The organism is Microbulbifer sp. CNSA002 (assembly GCF_047324085.1).
In the GTDB taxonomy this organism is placed as follows: domain Bacteria; phylum Pseudomonadota; class Gammaproteobacteria; order Pseudomonadales; family Cellvibrionaceae; genus Microbulbifer.
In genome coordinates this window covers 2,561,985-2,581,297 of the sequence record NZ_CP172449.1, presented here as the reverse complement: position 1 = coordinate 2,581,297, position 19,313 = coordinate 2,561,985, and the positions used below count along the sequence as shown (strand labels likewise).

Here is a 19,313-nt window from a genome sequence, read left to right as displayed (position 1 = left end):
CCTCTGAAGACCAACCGATAAAATAATACGGGATAAAAATAATAGGATTGCCGATGATCTATTCATTTCTTGGTTTTTTACTTTTGTTCACTCTGGTCGGCCTCTCCTCTGCGATGTTCAGCCGTCAAACCAAAGCCGACTATTACCTTGCCAGCAGTGGTGTCTCCCCCTGGCTGGTGGGGTTGTCTGCCGTGGCAACGAACAATAGCGGTTATATGTTTATCGGGGTTATCGGCTATACCTACACCACTGGGTTGGCCTCCATCTGGCTGATGGTGGGGTGGATTGCCGGTGATTTTCTGGCTTCCCTCTATGTACACAAACGATTAAGGACCGCTACCAGTTCAAGTGGTGAAGTCAGCTACGCAGGTGTTCTCAGTAACTGGCACGGACAGAAGTACTCAGCCCTGCAGCGCCTGATCGGCATCATTTCCCTGTTGTTTTTACTAACTTATGCCTCCGCCCAAATGGTTGCCGGAAGCAAAGCCCTGCACGTACTGCTGGATTGGCCCCTGTGGTCCGGTGCTGTAGTTGGAGCTGTGCTTGTATGCCTCTACTGTTTAGCTGGCGGCATCCGCGCGTCCATTTGGACTGATGCGGCCCAATCCATCGTTATGATGGGGGCTATGGCAGCACTTCTAGCCGTCGCCCTTGCCAACTTGGGTGGCATCACCAGTGCGGCGATAAAAATGCAGGCTATTGAAGGTTTTACCCATTGGTTTCCCGAGGGGCTCGCCTTTGCGGGCTGGGGCGGGGTGATACTCTTTGTGCTCAGTTGGGGGTTTGCCGGATTGTCTGTGATTGGACAACCCCACGTTATGGTTCGATTTATGACCCTGAAGGATTCCAGCAAGATGAACTGGGCAAGGGCCTGGTACTATCTGTGGTTTATCCTTTTCTATTGTATGGCCACCGGGGTCGGCCTGCTCTCCAGAGTGTTTATTGCTGACACAGGGAGCTTTGATGCGGAGCTTGCTCTTCCCACCATGGCTATGGATTTGTTGCCCCCTGTTTTTGTTGGGCTGATCCTGGCTGGTATCTTTGCCGCAACCATGTCCACCGCAGACTCCCTGCTTCTCAGCTGCTCCGCAGCCATTACCCACGATATTCTTCCACACAAGATTGAAAAAACCTGGTTCCTCAAGCTTGTCACAGTTGCCATAACCGGCGGCGCATTGCTACTGGCGCTCGCCAATAGCCAAAGTGTGTTCAGCCTGGTTATTTTCGCTTGGTCGGGACTTGCCAGCGCATTTGGGCCCCTACTCCTGGTATTGTGTTTTGGGGGTAAGCCATCCCAGGCAACCGCTATCGCAGCAGTGATTATCGGCTTTACAGCTGCGATTACCTGGCGGCTACTGGGGTATCACGGCGTGATCTATGAGGGATTGCCGGGTATTGCAGCTGGGTTAGCAGTGCTCTATCTGGCCAGCCTAAACCGTCAAACCTCCACTTTACGCGAGGCAAACAGTTAAATTCACTCAAAGTAATTCTGGGGAGGTAGAGCCTCCCCACCTACCAGACCTTCACCAGCTAGAGCCTCCTCCCCAAAAAGCGACAAATTCTATCTCCTGCCGCCCAAAGCCCCCGCCTTTCGGGCACCTGACTTGCCCCAAGATAGCCAGATTGAGCAAAATTCATACAGTGCTTTTTATAGAGTTCAAATGAGATTTTTGGCCCAACCCAGCCCACTTTTAACCCTTGAAAATATGGATTAACTCTGTAGTCGCTGAAAAATAAATCCTCCTACGAATCCGCCAGCTTTGTTGCATTGAGTGCTAACAATTAGAGTTCAAATTAAAAATATGTTACATTTTGTGTCATATCGCTCGATAAACGACTATCGAGCCCGGGCTGGAATCTGACGATTAGGGACAAAAGTCTTCGTCAGACCGGCCCTTTTTTATGATGACTGGACCTTCATGATCGGCCCATTGCGCCCTTCAAGTCCATCGCCAACGAACAACCGACTGACCCTCTGTTAAAGCAGTATGGAGAGACAGATGTCACTGGACAAACAACGGAATTTTGTAGACGGCCGCTACCTGTCGAATGAGAGCGGCGAGTGCTTTGATGTATATAATCCGGCAACCAACGAGGTCAGCTATCAGGTTGAGGTTGCCGACGAAAAGGTACTGGCAGAAACCATCGAGAGCGCCAAGCGCGGTTTTGCCCAGTGGTCAGCGATGATGCCGGTCGAACGCAGTCGCATCCTGCTGAAAGCAGTAGCACTGTTGCGCGAGCGCAACGACGAACTGGCAGCTATCGAAGTGGCTGATACCGGCAAGCCCTGGCAGGAAGCCAGTGTTGTCGACGTGGTGACTGGGGCCGACTCCATCGAATTCTTTGCCGGCCTGGCTGCAGGCATTGAAGGCAATCAGCAGCAAGTCGGTGAGGACTTCTACTACACCCGCCGCGAGCCCCTGGGCATCTGCGCAGGAATCGGTGCCTGGAACTACCCCTTACAAATCGCCTGCTGGAAAGCCGCCCCGGCCCTGGCCTGCGGTAACGCCATGATCTTCAAGCCTTCCGAAGAGACCCCCAAAGGTGCATTGAAGTTGGCTGAAATCTTTATTGAAGCGGGCATGCCCCCGGGTGTTTTCAACGTAATCCAGGGCGATGGCGCCGTGGGTGCCTGGCTGACTAACCACCCGGATATCGCCAAGGTTTCCTTTACCGGCGAAGTGGGTACCGGCAAGAAAGTTATGGCCGCAGCGGCTTCCAATCTGAAAGAAGTCACGATGGAGCTGGGAGGCAAGTCCCCGCTGGTGATCTTTGATGATGCCGACCTGGAGCAAGCCGTTTCTGCTGCCATGCTGGGCAACTTCTACACCCAGGGCGAAATCTGCACCAACGGTACCCGGGTATTTGTACACCGCAGCATCCACGATCAGTTCCTCGCTCGTCTGAAAGAGCGCGTTGAGCAAAATATTATTGCCGGTGATCCGATGAATCCGGACACCAACTTCGGCGCCCTGATTTCTGCCAAGCACCAGCAACTGGTAATGGACTACATCAGCAAGGGTAAAGAGGAAGGCGCGACCCTGTTCTGCGGCGGCCACACCCTCTCACCAGAGAATTCACCTAACGGTTACTTCGTTGCTCCCACTGTATTCACCGACTGTCATGACGATATGACCATTTGCCGCGAAGAGATCTTCGGCCCGGTAATGTCGGTACTGGTCTTTGATGACGAGGACGAGGTGATCCGCCGCGCTAACGATACCCGTTTGGGCCTCGCCGCCGGCGTATTTACCCGTGATATCACTCGCGCCCACCGTGTGATCCACCAGATGCAAGCGGGTATCTGCTGGATTAATGCCTACGGCGCTTCCCCGGCAGAAATGCCGGTGGGCGGATACAAGTTATCCGGAATCGGACGCGAAAATGGACTTGCGACCCTGAACCACTACACCCAGCTAAAAGCGGTGTATGTGGGCCTGGCACCACTGGAAAGTCCATTTTAAGCGGTACCCTGTATGAGTGAGTTTGACTACATCATTGTCGGCGCCGGCTCTGCCGGTTGCGTTCTGGCCAACCGCCTGTCTGCCCAGGAAGATAAAAAAGTCCTTCTGGTAGAGACCGGGGGTAGCGATCGCAGCATCTTTATCCAGATGCCCACCGCACTATCTATTCCCATGAATACCGACAAGTACGCCTGGCAGTTTATGACTGAGCCAGAGCCGTACCTGGACAATCGCAGCATGCATTGCCCCAGAGGCAAGGTACTCGGTGGCTCTTCCTCGATTAATGGGATGGTTTACGTGCGCGGGCACGCCAAAGACTTTGATGAGTGGGCACAGCACGGCGCCGAAGGCTGGGATTACGCCCACTGCCTGCCCTACTTCAAACGCTCTGAGACCTGGGCTTTCGGCGGTGACGATTACCGTGGCGACGAAGGTCCACTGGGGGTCAACAACGGCAACGAAATGGCCAACCCCCTTTATGGAGCCTTTATCGAAGCTGGTAAAGAAGCTGGCTACGACTACACCGCAGATTACAACGGTGAGCAGCAAGAGGGCTTTGGCCCCATGCATATGACGGTAAAAGATGGTAAGCGCTGGTCTACCGCCAACGCTTACCTGAAACCGGCAATGCAACGCCCCAATTTGACGGTATTGACCCACGCCACTGTGCATAAGGTGATTCTGGAAGGTAAACGGGCAGTCGGAATCAAACTTGAACGCAAGGGAAAGATCCTGGAATTCAAGGCGCGGCAGGAGGTCATCCTCAGCGCAGGTCCCATCGGCTCCCCTCACCTTCTTCAGCTCTCCGGAATCGGAGATCCCGACACACTGGCAGAAGCCGGTATCGAACTCCAACACGAACTCCCCGGCGTCGGCCAAAACTTGCAGGACCACCTGGAATTCTATTTCCAGTTCCGCTGTAACCAGCCGATTTCCCTGAATGGCAAGCTCGACCCCTGGAATAAATTCCTGATCGGCGCTCGTTGGATACTGAAGAAGGATGGTCTCGGAGCCACCAACCATTTCGAGTCCTGTGGTTTTATTCGCTCCAAAGAAAACGTGGAGTGGCCGGACCTGCAATATCACTTCCTGCCGGCAGCCATGCGCTATGACGGCCGCGAAGCTTTCGATGGCCACGGCTTCCAGGTGCATATCGGGCACAACAAGCCCAAGAGTCGCGGCAGGGTCAAAGTAGTGAGCAGCGATCCCAAGCAATCCCCTTCCATCCTGTTTAATTATTTGCAGGAGAAAGAGGATATTGAGGGTTTCCGCGCTTGTGTGCGACTGACTCGAGAGATTATCAATCAGCCGGCTTTCGACGAGTACCGAGGCGATGAAATCCAGCCCGGCACCGATATCCAGACTGATGAACAAATTGACGCTTTCGTACGGGAATCCGTTGAGAGTGCTTACCACCCATCCTGCTCCTGCAAGATGGGCACTGATGCAATGGCAGTGGTAGACCCGGAAACCCGTGTACACGGATTGCAGGGCTTGAGAGTTGTAGATTCCTCCATCTTTCCGACCATTCCCAACGGCAACCTGAATGCGCCCACCATTATGGTGGCGGAGCGGGCTGCTGACCTGATTTTAGGGCGCCCTGTATTGGCGCCCTCCGAGGCACCGGTAGCGACCAAGGCTACCAGCACTCAGCGACCTGGCCGCCCTGCGCGCTCAGTGAGCTGATTTTTCGTCGGCGCTCTGGCAGAGATTTGACTGCCCCCTTCAAACACGACGGGGATACTCAAATCTCGCACAGCAACGCCCTTGAGGGGCGCCGGCATACCAATAACTAGCTGGAGACTCAGCATGACAGCTTGGCTTTCTGCGGGATTATTATTTACCTTCACGGCAATAATTTTCTCGCTGATTAAATGGGGAAATGTGAAGATGGTCGGGGTGACCCCGGTCAAAACCTTCACTTTTATAGCGATCCTTTTCACCTCCGGCCTCGATGTAGGCCTTATCATGTTCCCCCTCACCGAGTTCGGTGGCTACGCAGACCTAACCGCAAACCCAGAATACGGCTTCACCAACGCACTCGCGATTGAGTTTGGTTTTTGGGCCTTCCTGATCTGGGGCTTCTACTTCCTCACCTGTTTTTACTTCTGCATTATCGAACCCAAAGTTAAATTCTTTGAGATAGGCCTGGTAAAACTAATCAACAATGTAGTGATTATCGGAACCTGTGCCTTTACCGCCTACTTGTTGCTCAGCAACCTGCCCTGGTACCTGCCGCAAGTTGGCGATGGTGAAACTATTGTTGGCACCTTCTACCTGATCGTCTTTGCAGTGATCGCCGCTGCGGTCTACTCATCCACCAGCCTGCGCTATGTACGCTTCCTCAGCCTGGCGACTACCTGGATGTTTATTGGCCTGATCGCGGTAATGTGGGTAGGCGCCTTTACCGGTGAGAACGGCAGCGTTGGAGACTTTGCTTCCACCTTTGCACTGCTCGGCGGTTACTTCGGCAATATCCACCAGTTCGCACTGCCATTAAATGACTACCACGAGTTCTACCTGTTCTGGTGGTTTGCCTGGAGCATTATGATTGGCCAGTTTACCTCCCGCTTTGTGGGCGGCCTGCGCACTTACCAAGTACTGGCGGCGATGCTGATCTTCCCATCCATCCCCATCGCGCTCTGGTTCACCGTGCTCTACTACTACTCCAGCCAAGGCCTGGATACCAGTGGCTTCTACAACCTGGCCATGGTCATTGTGGGCATTACCTTCGTGATCAACTCGCTGGACTCCCTGATTCGCCTGTACACCGACAACCTGGGTATGACTGTTGCGCGCCTGGGCAAGTGGAAATACTTCGCCCTGAACCTGGTTGCGATGAGCCTGCTCACCCTGCTGTTCAAGCTCAACTTCCTGCAAATCCAGTGGATCGGCGCCCTGGTAATTGGCATTTTCTTCTGCTGCCTGGGTTACATCCTGGTGAAGCGCTTCAGGGCGGTAGCAACTATCGATTCCTCGCCTAAAGAAAACAAGATCGACTTTAACAAGATCGAACTGGCGAGCTAACTGTTGAAATCCCCCGCCTGGTTTGGCGGGGGCTACAAAATATAAATAAGTGGTAATTGAACAATGAAATCAACCTTGAAACTTTCTGCACTAACCTGCGCTTCCCTGCTGGTGCTTGCCCAACAATCCCAGGCAGAGCTGTCTTCAACTGTTAACCTGACTACTGACTACACCTTTAATGGTGTCAGCCAGACTCAAAACGACCCAGCACTGCAAGCCAGTCTGGACTACGGTTTTGATAGCGGCTGGTATATCGGCACCTGGGCTTCCAACGTAGACTTCGGTGATGATGACGATACCAACCTGGAGTGGGATTTTTACGCAGGTAAGTTCATGCAGCTTACCGATAAAATAAGCCTGGACACTGGACTCGCTTATTACACCTATCACGGTGATGGTGACCTTTCTGAAGAGTACGCTTACCCGGAAGCTTATGCCAAGCTTGGCTACAGCTCTGCTCTAGGCGAATCAGAAGTCAATGGCTGGTACAGCTGGGATTACTTTGGCCAGGGTGGCGGCCACTACATTATGATGCTGGCGCATACCTTTGAGTTTGCCGAGGGGCATAATGTTCGCTTCAGTGTTGACCGCTCTACCAGCGTCAATAAAGACAAATGGACCTGGGAAGGCAAAAAATCTTACAACCACTACCGAGTGGAGTATATGACTTCCCTGGAAGGTTTTGATTTCAATGTTGCCGCTGAGAATACCAATCTCGACTCGGGCACTGCTGACGAGCGAATTGTCTTCTCTGTTGCCCGCACTTTTAGCCTTTAAACTATAAGTGCAGCCGGGGCTTTAGATAGCCCCGGCATATCTTACTGGTCTGCTCTCAGGGTGTTTCTTCTTTTCCGTCCTGGCCAGTCTTCTCTGCAGATCTCAACACAACTTGTCCTGATTCAGTATTCCCACCCCAGGCACTTTCCTCAGCTACCCCCTCCAAAACAATTTCCTTCTCAAGGATAACTGGGTGCAAATTCAAGTCATGCCGTGCAACTTTAACCATTGAGATACACAGCAAGAGGGCAATTAGCAGCAAAGGGACACCGGCGATAATGCTTGCCGCCTGCAATGCTTCCAGCCCTCCAATAAGTAACAAAGCAATAGGCATTACTGCCAGCGCGAAGGCCCAGAAAATTCGATTCCACCGAAGCGGCTCGCCATGGACCTCTTTCTGCACAACTGCGGCAAGAATATGAGATATGGAGTCAAAAGTAATGACAGTAAAAACCAGCGCGATCAGCGTATACAGCAACACAACTAACTGGCTCGCCGGCAACTTATCCAAAACGGCAAAGATCACGGTATTGGCCCCCTGCTGATTCAGTATTTGCACCAAGTCCAGCTCGCCCGAAAAATGCAAGTAGACGCCGTAGTTGCCTAGCACCATAAAAAACAAGAAGCAGCCAAAAGTTCCAAAAAATAGCGATCCAAGAATCATCGCCTTGATAGTCCGCCCTCCAGAGATACGCGCAATAAACAAACCAATACTCGGTGCAAACACCAACCACCAAGCCCAATAGAAGATGGTCCAATCTTGAGGAAAACGAGTGTTGGGGAATTGTTGAAAATGAGAGAAGGACTCAGTCCAAGTGGCCATTTGCAAGAAGTTCTGCAGCGCTCTACCCAGGGAATCCAACCCACTATTGAGCATAAATAGTGTCGGCCCTGCGATAAACACGAAGAGCAGCAAGGCAAGCGAGAGAAAAATTGTAAAGTTTGATAGAACGCTAAGGCCCTGCTTTACCCTGACAAGAGCACAATAACCAAACAATAGCGCACAAAATATCAGCACCCCGACCTGAAATCCCACCCCAGTAGGAATTCCAAATAGCTTGTGCAATCCCAAAGTAATCAGCGGCGCTGCGATACCAAGCCGTGTAGCCGCACCTCCTAGCATGCCAAATACCAGAGAAGTATCGATAAGCTTACTAATGTGCCCACTCACTCTACGATCACCCAATACTGGCGCGAGCGCTTGGCTTAACTTTAGAACCTTGCGTTTACGCACATAGTAGTAATAGGCAATTGGCAGTGCGGGGATTAGATAGATAGACCAAGCCAGTGGCCCCCAGTGAAAGATACCGTAGGAAACTGCCCATCGCGCAGCTTCAGCTGAGCTTGCTTGAACCTGGAACGGCGGCTGTTGGTAATAGTAGATCCATTCAACCATCGACCAATACAAAATAGAGGCGCCAATACCGGAAGAAAACAACATGGCAGCCCAGGATAGAGTTGAGAATTCGGGGCCCTCTTTCCCCCCTCCCAACTTTATCCTGCCAATATCACTAAAGGCGATATACAGCACAAATAACATCGCACCTAGGCCTAGCAGGAGATAAAAGACCCCCAACTTCTCTGTCACCAGATCTTTAGCTGCCAATAACCATAAAGAACCCGCCTCGGGAAAGAGGATTAAGGGCACTGTCACCACTAGTAGCAATGCAAAAGAGCCCCAAAAGGTGGGCTTGTCTATGAGATCCTTTGTTCCCTTATTCAACAAGGGTTCCTTCTGAAAAGATGTTCTTACAAAACGGGAAGGAGTTGGGAGCTAAATTAACTACAGTCTGGCTATTTTTTGACCAGCCGGAACAAAGTTGCTGAAACTAAAGACGCCAATCTTTAAGGCGAGCACTGCACTGCCATTTACCAACCGCTGGCATGACGTGATTAGCATCCTTTTGAGTACTGATTTAACAGGCCAAATGCAATTCAAGTGTGAACAGGATGTGCATACTCAAATACTATTTGAAACGGGGCTTTCCCAAAGGAATACAGAGAAGCGATATATATAAGAAGGCTTTCGCCGCCATTGCGGGCCTGGCGCTATTTGCATGCACCAAGGACCAGGATAGGAATATCGATGTTAATGATTTTGAACCTGAAGCAAAGACAGGGATTTACGACATTTCCCAAGAAGACTGTGAGCTGATGAAGCTCCGGCAGGTTCTTCGGAACAACTCCCCTATTGGCTGTGAAAGGCTGAAGAGAGTCGTCTTCAACTATACGCCTCTCTTAGATCCGCCTGCTCAGGATAATGTTGGCATCGAAGCTGATCTATACCGCAGAGGCGCTGTTGTTGTACTTGATATCGTTGCCGAGAACGTCCTGTCTCTATTTGGCGAGATCTACCGATCTCGCTTTCCAATACAGTCAGCCATTCCTGTTGAATATTTTACTCTGCAAGAGCGAATGGCAGATGATCGAAACAACACACTGGCTTTTGATTCCCGGCCTATTACTGGCGGAAGCAGATGGTCTGAGCATGCTTATGGTGTTGCTATTGATATTAACCCCCTACAAAATCCCTACCTGTATATTGATAAACACACCCGAGCCAAAGTAATCCCTAAGGATGCAACAGAAGGATATTTAAACCGGGCAAAGTTTCGCCCGGGAAAGCCAACCCGCATGGGGATGTCTGAAGATGTAACCACAATCTTTGCCAGGCATGGCTTCGTTGTCTGGGGTGGAGACTGGAATGTCCCGATTGACTATATGCACTTCCAGGTTGGTTCCCGTCAATTCATTAACCGCCTTGTAACTTTGCCAAAGGAGAGTGCAAAACAACTATTTAACCGATATACACAGCAATTGAATCTCTGTTTTGAGGAGAGCAACTCGATAAAAAGCGCTACTCACCTCAGAAAACATTGTGTCGATAAAGTGGTATCAGAATTTGATGGAGAGCAGGAGTGAAAACGGCCTCCTCCTGCTGCCCAACTATTAAAGTCGAGACGGATGGCTTCCCGGATCGCCCTCTATATGGGGTTTGTCATCGTGGGATACGCCGTGCTCCGTCTGGGCCGGAACCTCCCAATTCCCCTCTTCTGTCCACGGATCATCCTCTGGAAACTCTTCAATATAGATTTCCTTCTCTTCATAGCTCGGCTGGTAGCGCAGGTCATAGTGAGCGGCTTTCACAATCGATATGCACAGCAGCAAAGCAACAACTAAAAGCGGCACGCCACCGATCACGCTGGCAGTTTGCAGCGTATCCAGGCCGCCCAAAAACAGCAGCGTTATCGGCATCAGTGAAAGCGCAAATGCCCAGAACAGGCGGTTCCATCTAGCTGGCTCTTCATCGACCTCTTTCTGCACAACAGCGGCAAGAATGTATGAGATGGAATCGAATGTAGTTGCAGTAAAGATGAGGGCGAGCACCGTATATACCAGAATCACCAGTTTACTGCCGGGAAGTGTCTTGAGTGTGGCAAAAATTGCAGCGGTTGCGCCCTGCTCATTTAGCATCCCCACCACATCCAGCTCACCGGAAAACTGTAAGTAGACGCCGTAATTCCCCAGCACCATAAAAAACAGGAAACAGCCTAAGGTGCCATAAAAAATGGAGCCAACCACCATGGTCTTAATGGTCCTCCCCCGTGAGATACGCGCAATAAACAAGCCGACACTGGGAGCGAAAACCAACCACCACGCCCAATAGAAGATGGTCCAGTCTTGGGGAAAATGGGTATCCGGGAACTGCTCAAACTCTGCAAATGGCTCAGTCCAGGCGGCCATATGGAAGATGTTATCCAAGACACGACCCAGGGCATCCAAGCCGGTGTTCAACATAAATAAGGTGGGGCCAACCAGGAAAACAAACAGAAGCAGTACAATAGACAGCCACATATTCAGGTTGGAAAGTGCGCGGATACCCTTCTTAAGCCCAACAAAAGCGCTATAGCCGAAGATTGCCGTGCATATCATCAGCACTACAACCTGGGTTCCCAGCCCGGTGGGCACGCCCAAGAGTTCATGAGCCCCCTGAGTGATCAGCGGCGCAGCAATTCCCAAGGTCGTAGCACCGCCGCCCAACATACCAAAGATAAACAGCACGTCGATCAGCTTGCCGAGTCCGCCCTGGGCGCGCTGCTCCCCCAAAACGGGCATCAGCGCCTCACTAATTTTCAGCACGCTATGGTTTCGAACGTAGTAGAAGTAAGCGATCGGCAAAGCGGGAATCAGGTAGATGGACCACGCCAGCGGGCCCCAGTGAAAAATACCGTAGGCAACTGCCCAGCGCGCAGCTTCGGGGGTGCCTCCTTCAACCTGGAAAGGTGGGGTTTGGTAATAGTAGATCCACTCGACCATAGACCAATAGAGAATCGATGCACCGATGCCGGCACAAAACAGCATTGATGCCCAGGATATGGTGGAGAACTCAGGGTTTTCTTCAGGTGTTCCCAGCTTGATCTGGCCGATATCACTAAACACGATATAGACCATAAAGAGAATTGCCCCGACACCCAGTGCCAGATAGAAAACCCCCAGCTTGTCAGTGACGAAACCTTTAGCGGCTAAAACCCAGGCGGCACCAACTTCGGGGAACAGCACCAGTGGGATTGTCACTGCCAACAACAGCGCCAGCGAACCAAAAAACGTGGGTTTATCGATGATTTCTCTGAAATGATTGGACAACACTTGCCTCCCAAATGCCTTGTGAACCGCGGCAAATAAAAGCAAGGGGGACTTTATATAAGGAACTTTATTATGCGGTGTTAGTGAGTAGGACTTATATAAGGATAGGTAGATCAACTACAGCTAAATTTGCTCTTACTTATCTTTAATAGTACCAGCTAGTCAAAGTATTTCAATTTGACAGTTGTCACATCTGTTTAGATGCGACAACCAATTGAACTGGGGCTATCAACTGACGACGACCCCAACCTGCCGGGTTCTGAACTACTGCTTACCCAAAGATTTTTCCAGTTGGGCAAACTGCCCTTGCAGCATTGCCTTCTCCTGTAGAAGGATACGATTCTCGTCTGACAAGGTCTCTATCCGGTCTTTTGTAGCACCCAGTTCAGCATCCAGCCTTTCCAAAGATACTTGCTGAAGCTGAATCTCCTTAGCTTGCCCTACACCGCTGCTCTGGAGGCGGGTAACCTCATCCTGTAATCGTGTAATTTCAGAAGATTGGAGCTCAGCGCTTGCCGCCTGCTCTTCAGCCTGCCGCTTGTAGTTTGCCGCTTCGGCTTGAGCGGCGCCTATATTTTCACGCAACTCCTGCTTTTCCCGATTGAGTTCAGTAATTAATGCCTGCCCCTGTTTATACAGGAGATCCTGCTCAGAAATCCTCTGTTCCGCCAACCCAAATTGCTCCGTCAGTGAGGTCACCTGCCCCTTAAGTTGCTCACTGGAAGATCGAAACTGATCTCGCTCGTGCTGCCGGTCTGTAGCTGTTCGTTGCTGGAAGTGCTCAAAGTGTTCGCGCACATCGCGATTCTCCTGCTTCATCTCTTCAATTGAGGCCTTCTGCTCCTCAGCTCGAACCGAGGCCTGCTCCAATTGAAACTCACTTTTTTCCAGTTCTGACTGAGTTTCACCCAGGGTAACTTTGAGGCGGCGCTTCTCACCTTCAGAAGCTGAAAGCTTCTGCTCCAGCTCGCGAATCAATGCGGTTTGCTTGCTACTGGTCTCTTGAGCTTCATTTAGTCTCTCTGTTATCTCCAGCTCTTTAGCTTCAAATTCCTGCTGAACCTGCTCCACTCTTTGGTCCGCATCGCCCTGGATACGCTGATGAAGCCCTTTCAGTGCCTCCACCAGATCTTTAGGCAAGCCGCTGACATCAGTGCTGCTGGAACTCTCGCTTTTCCACCGTTTTAGAAGCGGCGCAATTGTACTTTTACTCCCAGTCCCCAGATGAGCGCGCACCCTATCAACTGTCGGCTCCTCCCCCCGGTCCTTAATCGCCTTTGCTGCTTCAAAAATGTCCAGATAGGTGACCCCTGTGCGCGCCATTAGCCTTTCCTCAGATTATTTTGTACCAAATTACGTATTACGTAATAATACATAATATATAAAAATAAACCAATTCTTGAATTAACCCATTTAACCTTCGATAATGATTATTATCGAAGGTTATAAAAGTAAGATAGCCCCCATTTAACGTACCCTCAGTACAAATAGTGGTTTCCGGGTGACACAGAATTCATGAAAAAACAGCCCCTAGCCTCAACCAAAATCCAGCCTCAATCCCCGCTCAGCAGTACATCTACCGGGGGTGGAGCACTTCTGACTGAGGATGACATTCAGAAGTACCTGCGAGCAGCGACTTCAGACAGCACTCGCAAAGCCTATCGGTCTGCCATTCGCCAGTTCGAGAAATGGGGAGGCCGACTCCCCACCGATAGCCATTCACTGGTTAGCTATCTATTGATTCGGGCCGAGCAATTGAACCCACGCACCCTGGATTTGCACCTAACCGCCATAGGCCAGTGGCACCTTTATCAAGGCATCGCCAACCCAGTTACTGAACCGCTGGTACAGAAAACCATGCGCGGTATTCGCCGCACCCACGGAAAACCCAAGCAAAAAGCCAAGGCGCTGAGCCTCGAACACATTGCAGCCCTCACCCGACAGTTGCGCTCTCAGCCTGAATCCAAGAAGAAGACCCGTGACTTGGCATTGGTGCTGGTAGGTTTCTTCGGCGCCTTCCGGCGCAGTGAGTTGGTGGCGATCCAGGTAGAAGACCTGATATGGGAGGAGGAAGGCTTGATCATTCGCCTACCCAAATCAAAAACGGATCAAAGTGGTCAGGGAATGATGCGCGCCCTTCCCTACGGCACCCCTGAAATCTGCCCCGCACGAGCACTTAAGTCCTGGCTAGACGTTAGTGGCATTAGAACTGGGCCAGTATTTCGGTCAGTGAATCGCTGGGATACGGTGCAAAGTCGACAGTTAAACCCCACAGCTATCAACGATCTACTGAAAAATCTCGGGGAGGTCTGCGGTTTTGACTTTGTTGCCGAACTCAGCAGCCACAGCTTTCGCCGAGGCCTGTCCACTTCCGCAGCGCGAGAAAAAGTTGGCTTTGAGCTAATCAAGAAGCAAGGTGGCTGGAAGAGTGACGCCACTGTCTGGGAGTATATTGAGGAGGGACAACAGTTTACCGACAACGCCTCAGCTATCTTGATGAAGAAGATGTCGGAACTACTATCTTAAGAAGCTGCTATTGACCTACTGGCAAGTCCCGCCTTTCAGGCGGGCAGTATATGTGCGGAAGTAATCAGCCTGGGGGCTTGTTACGGCACAAACTTAACAAGTGTGTGATTTTCGCCTTCAAGTTCATTTTCTATGATGCTAGAAATTACCTCCCAATCTCCACCGGCAAGCCCCGCACCTATTAGAGGATACCCAATCCTCTTCCCCGGAAAATCTTTCTTAACTTTGGTGAATACACTGCGTATAGCCTCATAATCCGCCATTACCCCCTTACCTCTCCAGTGAAACTGAGTGTAAGCATTGACGACCGTAAAGCTGGCCTCTAACTGTGATATGTAAGCACTTGAATACGTACCCAGTTTAAGTCGTGAGCCTTTTTCTGTACCCAAGTCTGCTGCGTAGGCTTCAGGGAAAAGCTTCTTGATAGTTAAGGCTATCCCCTTTCCCATTTGGCACTGGCAATTACACCCATGAACAATTACATCAAAATGGCCCTCAAGTGCCATTTTGATCAAATCACCTTCTACTACGTTCATTCGCGACCTCTGGAAATCTAAAACGCCTCAATAACCCTTGGCTCGTATTCAGTGAGCTAAGGTGCAAGCTGTCTAGCGCAATTGTAAACCCTCTTGATTGATTATTGCCCTCAACTAAAGGCGGTCTCAAATCTTGGCTTATAGATAGAAGCATGCTTGTTGATAGACTTAAAGCATCGGATGTGACAGAAAAATCGTTGTATATCTAGCTTTTCCGTAGACTGATCAACATTGGCTACAAGATCTACTGCCAAGGATCAAGTCCCCCTTGATTTTCAATATGCTTCCCGCACAAAAAGCACTGATAACTTTTGTTATCTCTCATAAATGAATAACTTTTACATTTGTAATGCTAACTTACCCTACGCTCTTCGTACGATTAGATAAATCATACTTTATTAGCGCCGCTTTCAGGTGTTTTGCAGACTTAGATGTTTCATTCAAAAACCACAAGACTTCACAAACAAGAAAGAAGAATGCGATTCCAATTAAAAGATAGTCTTTCTTTACTATCCCATAGATTGCTGCCGCACAAAGCGGAAATATATAAGGCCAGTATGCAATCAAAGTTCGCTTCAGACTCGGATCTTCAGCAATGCATTGAGCAACAACAGCTCTCTCTTCTGGGGTCAATTTCACAACTAATCTCTTGATATTCTTGTAAGACGGCGATTATTTCTATCCGTGTAGCAAGCTCGCCCTCACGAAACCTTATATGTTATTTTTCAAGCGAATCTGGCCAGACTGCGACGCATTGTCGATAATCCATTACCTTATATTCTTTAGTCAAATACACACAATTTTCACCATCAACTGATACAAACCTCTCCCCTTCAGGTAATACATATACCGGGAGCAGCTCTACAATATACCCTTGATCCGTTGAGCGGGCATTGTACACTATTTGCTCCGCAGCTTTCTTGTGACTAACTTGTTTGTAGTAAAATTGGCGAGCCCTATCAACTGCCATAGCCAACTTGGGCGTTACAATGTAATCCTTGCTAGGTATCCACTCTTGAAGTGCTTCCAGCTCTTGGGGCAAACACATCAAAGCAAAGTAAAATGCTGTACACTTCATTTAAATACCAGGAAGCCCAAAAATACATGTAATGGATTGTTTTTCACACATTTATCATAAACCTCTTAGTGGTTTTACTTTTCTATAGAGATTAAAAGCCATCCCAAACGAGCAAGGCAGGCCAGAGGGCTGAGCCAAAGCTCTGCTGGCAGGTGATTGATATTTGCACCACCACCGCTGGCCCCGCTACTTACTCTGAATTGAGTAATTTCTATAGTCACGCCAGTATCGAGTAAAATTGCTACATCAGAAACTGTAACTATAAAAGTGATAAAATAAGCCCTATTATTTGGAAGACTAATTGTTCTTTAGAGTGACTCACTCTTGATACTTATAATGCTCCCATAACAGCCGATCTAAGCAAACTTAAAGTGCTCTACTGCAGTTAATTGGCTGGATATGCCTCCCTAAACCGCAGGCCAATTGCAGAGTACACATATTCAGGCTTACCGCGCTCTCGCAGGTATTTCTCAACCTTTTTATAGGGGACCAGTAAAGCTATGTCATCGCGATCTATTAGAGCAGCATACCACCCGATTTTCGCCACTTTATTGCTGACACATGATAAGCCCGGGTTAACAAACTTCATGTAACGGCCACTTTGATATCCCCAGCCATGTAATAGCTGAACAATTACTACATCAGGATTAGCTTGATCACCTGACACCTCTAAAATCTTAACCACCGCCAAGTTTTTATCATTAGCAATATCTTTGTAGTTTAAGCCAGTTTCCGGATAAATATATTGAAATTCACCGTAAGGCGTTGTAGGTGGAATAATTGTTGGCGGTGGGTAATCACAAGCCAGTGCCTTCGGCACCGCCAAAATCAGTAAAGATAGAGTTAGACCATATTTCATATTTGTACCCCACAAAGCTCCTACAAGCGGCAGTCTTGCTGGGAGTGCGCTTTCGTCTATAAAGTAGCGATAGTTGATAAACTTGCTAAGTGTTCTATACACCAAGCTTAACATGCCATCACCTGCACCTAGATTATAAACACCACCCAGCATGGGCTTGAGCCTCTCTGGGTGCAGCACTCCCCCTGCTTGCTTCATACGAACAAAATCAACGATACCTCAAGAGAAAGGCAAACTAAAAAGGTTCGCCTGGGGCTGGAAACGTAAGTGTTGGCTAATTAGTAAGCGATACGAGCATCATTATTGCCTGATGATTATGGCAAATGAATATACTGGGCTACAAAACCGACGATAACACCAGCACCTTTACTGCTTGCTATGGGTCTCATTGAAGATTGATTCCCAATCCCGATCAAAGGTCTCGGGTATCGATGAGGATGACCTCCGAAAGAACAGAACCCCAACGTGAGCTTCATGACCCTGCCCTGCAGAATGATCAGCTGTAACCTCTTCAATAAAGCCGCGCATAGTGCCACTGCCATCTAAGGTCAAATTTGTAACGCTCTCATCGGAAACATCAACAGCTACCAACTGGATTCTATTGCCACTCTTCATGTAGGCAAAGATACCGATATCCTTGGCAATAGTGGCCTCATTCACCGTCTCTTCAACCGCAGTTAGCTGGTGTTTAACATTCGGTTTCTTCGTTACCTCAAGATAACGGCCACCACCGCCTACACCTGTTTGCTTGAGAACCTTAAAGGTCCGGCAAATTTGCCCCTTCTCTAAAGTAAAGGCGTCCGGGCTGTGCTCATAGAAAATAAACGACTCACCTTCAATTGCACACCAGACCCCTTCCAGGGAATCTTTGGCTTCCGATTGGGCATTGGCGTGAGTAGCAACAAGAGTCAGAAGAACTGAGGACAACAGAAGTGATAGCTGATTGATTATTTTCATGGTGACTTCCAAGATGGTAGTCAGTCAAATATAGGCGCAGCTTTACGGTTAGATAATCTTGGAACAAGCTGAATCACGCCAATAGTAACTCGGCTACAGCTCTCAATCGGACCCTGGGTGGATAAATCAAAGTCTGATACCCACAAGATATATCAACTGACACCGTGTCGCAGATCTATTTTGATGAAGTTCAGTCCATCCTCTTTGAAATCACGGGATTAGAACTCAGGCTATTATCTAAGTGGTGGCAAGGAGGCCCAAGATGACGACGTTAAATCAAAAGCAAATTGAAGACTGCAAGTCTAGTGCGTCGGACTTCTCCGACCTCAAGGCGCTATTCCTCAACTGCACCCTAAAACCTACGCCTGAACTCTCCCACACAGACGGTCTAATTCGCATATCCAGGGAAATCATGGAGCGCAACAAAGTCTCAGTTGAGGTTTTACGCCCTGTTGATCACGACATCGCTTTTGGTGTTTACCCGGATATGACGGAGCATGGCTGGGACACTGATGAGTGGCCACTGCTCTATCGCCGGGTTGAAGACGCAGATATCCTGGTTATAACCACGCCGATCTGGTTGGGAGAGAAATCCTCTGTCTGCACCCAAACTATTGAAAGGCTCTATGCGAACTCAGCTGACCTGAACTCTAAAGGCCAGTACGCATACTACGGCCGGGTGGGCGGCTGCCTTATCACCGGCAATGAAGATGGCGCAAAGCACTGCGCCATGAATATTCTCTACTCTCTGCAACACCTTGGCTATGTTATCCCTCCCCAGGCAGATGCGGCATGGGTGGGAGAAGCTGGCCCCGGCCCCTCGTATCTTGACCCCGGTTCCGGTGGTCCACAAAACGACTTTACCAATCGCAACACCACCTTTATGACCTGGAACCTGATGCATATGGCGCGAATGATAAAAGATGCGGGGGGTATTCCCGCCCACGGCAACCAGCGCTCTGCCTGGGATGCCGGCTGTAAGCCCGACTTTCCTAACCCGGATTATCGGTAGTAGCACACTTGACTAAAGAGTATATTTGGCCTGCGGAATTGGCCGGTAATGGGATTGCACACAAAACTCAGGCACTTGCGGGCACTTCAATTACTCCGGTTTCATATTATTCCAGCTTAACTTACAATACTGGTAGTGATCTCAAGCGACTCTTTATCAAACCGAAATAGATAACCAATAACATTTATTAATGGCTCAACTATATGTATAGATAACCTGAAGCAGGCCCCAGCCCCTTAAATAACTCCAAGTTGGTTCGCAAACTAATCGCCACAACCTCTCCAATCTCAAATATTAATTAGATTAAAAGCTTAATTTAACCTCTAGGTGCACCACGCAGCACACACTTAGCCCATGAATGGGTTCTATTTATCCTGTATTACAGCCTCGGATAGATACCAATAAAGGTATATCAGCTATTGCTCGGTGGGCG

Annotated in this window: 16 protein-coding genes; 8 read left to right on the top strand and 8 right to left on the bottom strand. The window is 49.5% G+C overall.

From position 1 onward, the window contains the following. Nucleotides 1-53 precede the first annotated feature (53 nt). From ACG1BZ_RS11545 to ACG1BZ_RS11525, 5 genes are all read left to right on the top strand, one after another. Entirely contained in the window at nucleotides 54-1,472 is a 1,419-nt protein-coding gene (locus ACG1BZ_RS11545) for a sodium/proline symporter (RefSeq protein ID WP_413665771.1), read from the top strand. Nucleotides 1,473-2,000: 528 nt separating this feature from the next. Further along, on the top strand, nucleotides 2,001-3,464 hold the full coding sequence (betB, locus tag ACG1BZ_RS11540; RefSeq protein WP_413665770.1) for a betaine-aldehyde dehydrogenase: 1,464 nt from the start codon (nucleotides 2,001-2,003) through the stop codon (nucleotides 3,462-3,464). 12 nt (nucleotides 3,465-3,476) lie between these two features. After that, nucleotides 3,477-5,150 (top strand): choline dehydrogenase, encoded by a 1,674-nt coding sequence (gene betA / locus ACG1BZ_RS11535; protein ID WP_413665769.1) that lies wholly within the window; start codon nucleotides 3,477-3,479, stop codon nucleotides 5,148-5,150. 123 nt (nucleotides 5,151-5,273) lie between these two features. Next, nucleotides 5,274-6,491 (top strand): BCCT family transporter, encoded by a 1,218-nt coding sequence (locus ACG1BZ_RS11530; protein WP_413665768.1) that lies wholly within the window; start codon nucleotides 5,274-5,276, stop codon nucleotides 6,489-6,491. A gap of 63 nt (nucleotides 6,492-6,554) precedes the next feature. Next, nucleotides 6,555-7,268, top strand: coding sequence for a TorF family putative porin (locus tag ACG1BZ_RS11525; protein WP_413665767.1), 714 nt, complete (start codon nucleotides 6,555-6,557; stop codon nucleotides 7,266-7,268). Nucleotides 7,269-7,323: 55 nt separating this feature from the next. Here the strand turns inward: ACG1BZ_RS11525 and ACG1BZ_RS11520 are convergent, their stop codons facing one another. Next, on the bottom strand, nucleotides 7,324-8,991 hold the full coding sequence (locus ACG1BZ_RS11520; protein ID WP_413665766.1) for a BCCT family transporter: 1,668 nt from the start codon (nucleotides 8,989-8,991) through the stop codon (nucleotides 7,324-7,326). Between the two features lie 227 nt (nucleotides 8,992-9,218). Between ACG1BZ_RS11520 and ACG1BZ_RS11515 the strand changes: the two genes are divergently transcribed. After that, entirely contained in the window at nucleotides 9,219-10,190 is a 972-nt protein-coding gene (locus ACG1BZ_RS11515) for a M15 family metallopeptidase (RefSeq protein ID WP_413665765.1), read from the top strand. A 27-nt stretch (nucleotides 10,191-10,217) separates the two neighbouring features. Here ACG1BZ_RS11515 and ACG1BZ_RS11510 read toward each other — a convergent pair whose 3' ends face one another. Then, complete coding sequence (locus ACG1BZ_RS11510) at nucleotides 10,218-11,915, bottom strand: BCCT family transporter (RefSeq protein WP_413665764.1); 1,698 nt, start codon at nucleotides 11,913-11,915, stop codon at nucleotides 10,218-10,220. A gap of 261 nt (nucleotides 11,916-12,176) precedes the next feature. Then, on the bottom strand, nucleotides 12,177-13,235 hold the full coding sequence (locus ACG1BZ_RS11505) for a DNA-binding protein (RefSeq protein ID WP_413665763.1): 1,059 nt from the start codon (nucleotides 13,233-13,235) through the stop codon (nucleotides 12,177-12,179). 192 nt (nucleotides 13,236-13,427) lie between these two features. On the opposite strand from ACG1BZ_RS11505, the gene ACG1BZ_RS11500 reads away from it, so the two are divergent. After that, on the top strand, nucleotides 13,428-14,438 hold the full coding sequence (locus ACG1BZ_RS11500) for a tyrosine-type recombinase/integrase (protein WP_413665762.1): 1,011 nt from the start codon (nucleotides 13,428-13,430) through the stop codon (nucleotides 14,436-14,438). 80 nt (nucleotides 14,439-14,518) lie between these two features. Here the strand turns inward: ACG1BZ_RS11500 and ACG1BZ_RS11495 are convergent, their stop codons facing one another. The 5 genes from ACG1BZ_RS11495 to ACG1BZ_RS11475 all read right to left on the bottom strand — a co-directional run bounded on the left by ACG1BZ_RS11495 (nucleotide 14,519) and on the right by ACG1BZ_RS11475 (nucleotide 17,868). Further along, on the bottom strand, nucleotides 14,519-14,974 hold the full coding sequence (locus ACG1BZ_RS11495; RefSeq protein WP_282932772.1) for a macro domain-containing protein: 456 nt from the start codon (nucleotides 14,972-14,974) through the stop codon (nucleotides 14,519-14,521). A 357-nt stretch (nucleotides 14,975-15,331) separates the two neighbouring features. Further along, complete coding sequence (locus ACG1BZ_RS11490) at nucleotides 15,332-15,613, bottom strand: hypothetical protein (RefSeq protein ID WP_413665761.1); 282 nt, start codon at nucleotides 15,611-15,613, stop codon at nucleotides 15,332-15,334. Between the two features lie 79 nt (nucleotides 15,614-15,692). After that, nucleotides 15,693-16,052, bottom strand: coding sequence for a hypothetical protein (locus ACG1BZ_RS11485; RefSeq protein ID WP_413665760.1), 360 nt, complete (start codon nucleotides 16,050-16,052; stop codon nucleotides 15,693-15,695). Nucleotides 16,053-16,437: 385 nt separating this feature from the next. After that, complete coding sequence (locus ACG1BZ_RS11480; protein WP_413665759.1) at nucleotides 16,438-17,109, bottom strand: hypothetical protein; 672 nt, start codon at nucleotides 17,107-17,109, stop codon at nucleotides 16,438-16,440. Nucleotides 17,110-17,277: 168 nt separating this feature from the next. Further along, nucleotides 17,278-17,868, bottom strand: coding sequence for a hypothetical protein (locus ACG1BZ_RS11475; RefSeq protein ID WP_413665758.1), 591 nt, complete (start codon nucleotides 17,866-17,868; stop codon nucleotides 17,278-17,280). Nucleotides 17,869-18,130: 262 nt separating this feature from the next. Here ACG1BZ_RS11475 and ACG1BZ_RS11470 point away from each other — a divergent pair, with 262 nt between their 5' ends. Beyond that, on the top strand, nucleotides 18,131-18,880 hold the full coding sequence (locus ACG1BZ_RS11470; RefSeq protein ID WP_413665757.1) for a flavodoxin family protein: 750 nt from the start codon (nucleotides 18,131-18,133) through the stop codon (nucleotides 18,878-18,880). Nucleotides 18,881-19,313 lie beyond the last annotated feature (433 nt).

Bases quoted from the DNA above. Each gene is read 5' to 3' on its own strand.
- ACG1BZ_RS11475 (WP_413665758.1), bottom strand. From the start codon at position 17,868: ATGAAAATAATCAATCAGCTATCACTTCTGTTGTCCTCAGTTCTTCTG.
- ACG1BZ_RS11530 (WP_413665768.1), top strand. From the start codon at position 5,274: ATGACAGCTTGGCTTTCTGCGGGATTATTATTTACCTTCACGGCAATA.
- ACG1BZ_RS11480 (WP_413665759.1), bottom strand. From the start codon at position 17,109: ATGAAGCAAGCAGGGGGAGTGCTGCACCCAGAGAGGCTCAAGCCCATG.
- ACG1BZ_RS11505 (WP_413665763.1), bottom strand. From the start codon at position 13,235: ATGGCGCGCACAGGGGTCACCTATCTGGACATTTTTGAAGCAGCAAAG.
- ACG1BZ_RS11545 (WP_413665771.1), top strand. From the start codon at position 54: ATGATCTATTCATTTCTTGGTTTTTTACTTTTGTTCACTCTGGTCGGC.
- ACG1BZ_RS11470 (WP_413665757.1), top strand. From the start codon at position 18,131: ATGACGACGTTAAATCAAAAGCAAATTGAAGACTGCAAGTCTAGTGCG.
- ACG1BZ_RS11515 (WP_413665765.1), top strand. From the start codon at position 9,219: ATGTGCATACTCAAATACTATTTGAAACGGGGCTTTCCCAAAGGAATA.
- betA (WP_413665769.1), top strand. From the start codon at position 3,477: ATGAGTGAGTTTGACTACATCATTGTCGGCGCCGGCTCTGCCGGTTGC.
- ACG1BZ_RS11525 (WP_413665767.1), top strand. From the start codon at position 6,555: ATGAAATCAACCTTGAAACTTTCTGCACTAACCTGCGCTTCCCTGCTG.
- ACG1BZ_RS11500 (WP_413665762.1), top strand. From the start codon at position 13,428: ATGAAAAAACAGCCCCTAGCCTCAACCAAAATCCAGCCTCAATCCCCG.
- ACG1BZ_RS11485 (WP_413665760.1), bottom strand. From the start codon at position 16,052: ATGAAGTGTACAGCATTTTACTTTGCTTTGATGTGTTTGCCCCAAGAG.
- betB (WP_413665770.1), top strand. From the start codon at position 2,001: ATGTCACTGGACAAACAACGGAATTTTGTAGACGGCCGCTACCTGTCG.
- ACG1BZ_RS11495 (WP_282932772.1), bottom strand. From the start codon at position 14,974: ATGAACGTAGTAGAAGGTGATTTGATCAAAATGGCACTTGAGGGCCAT.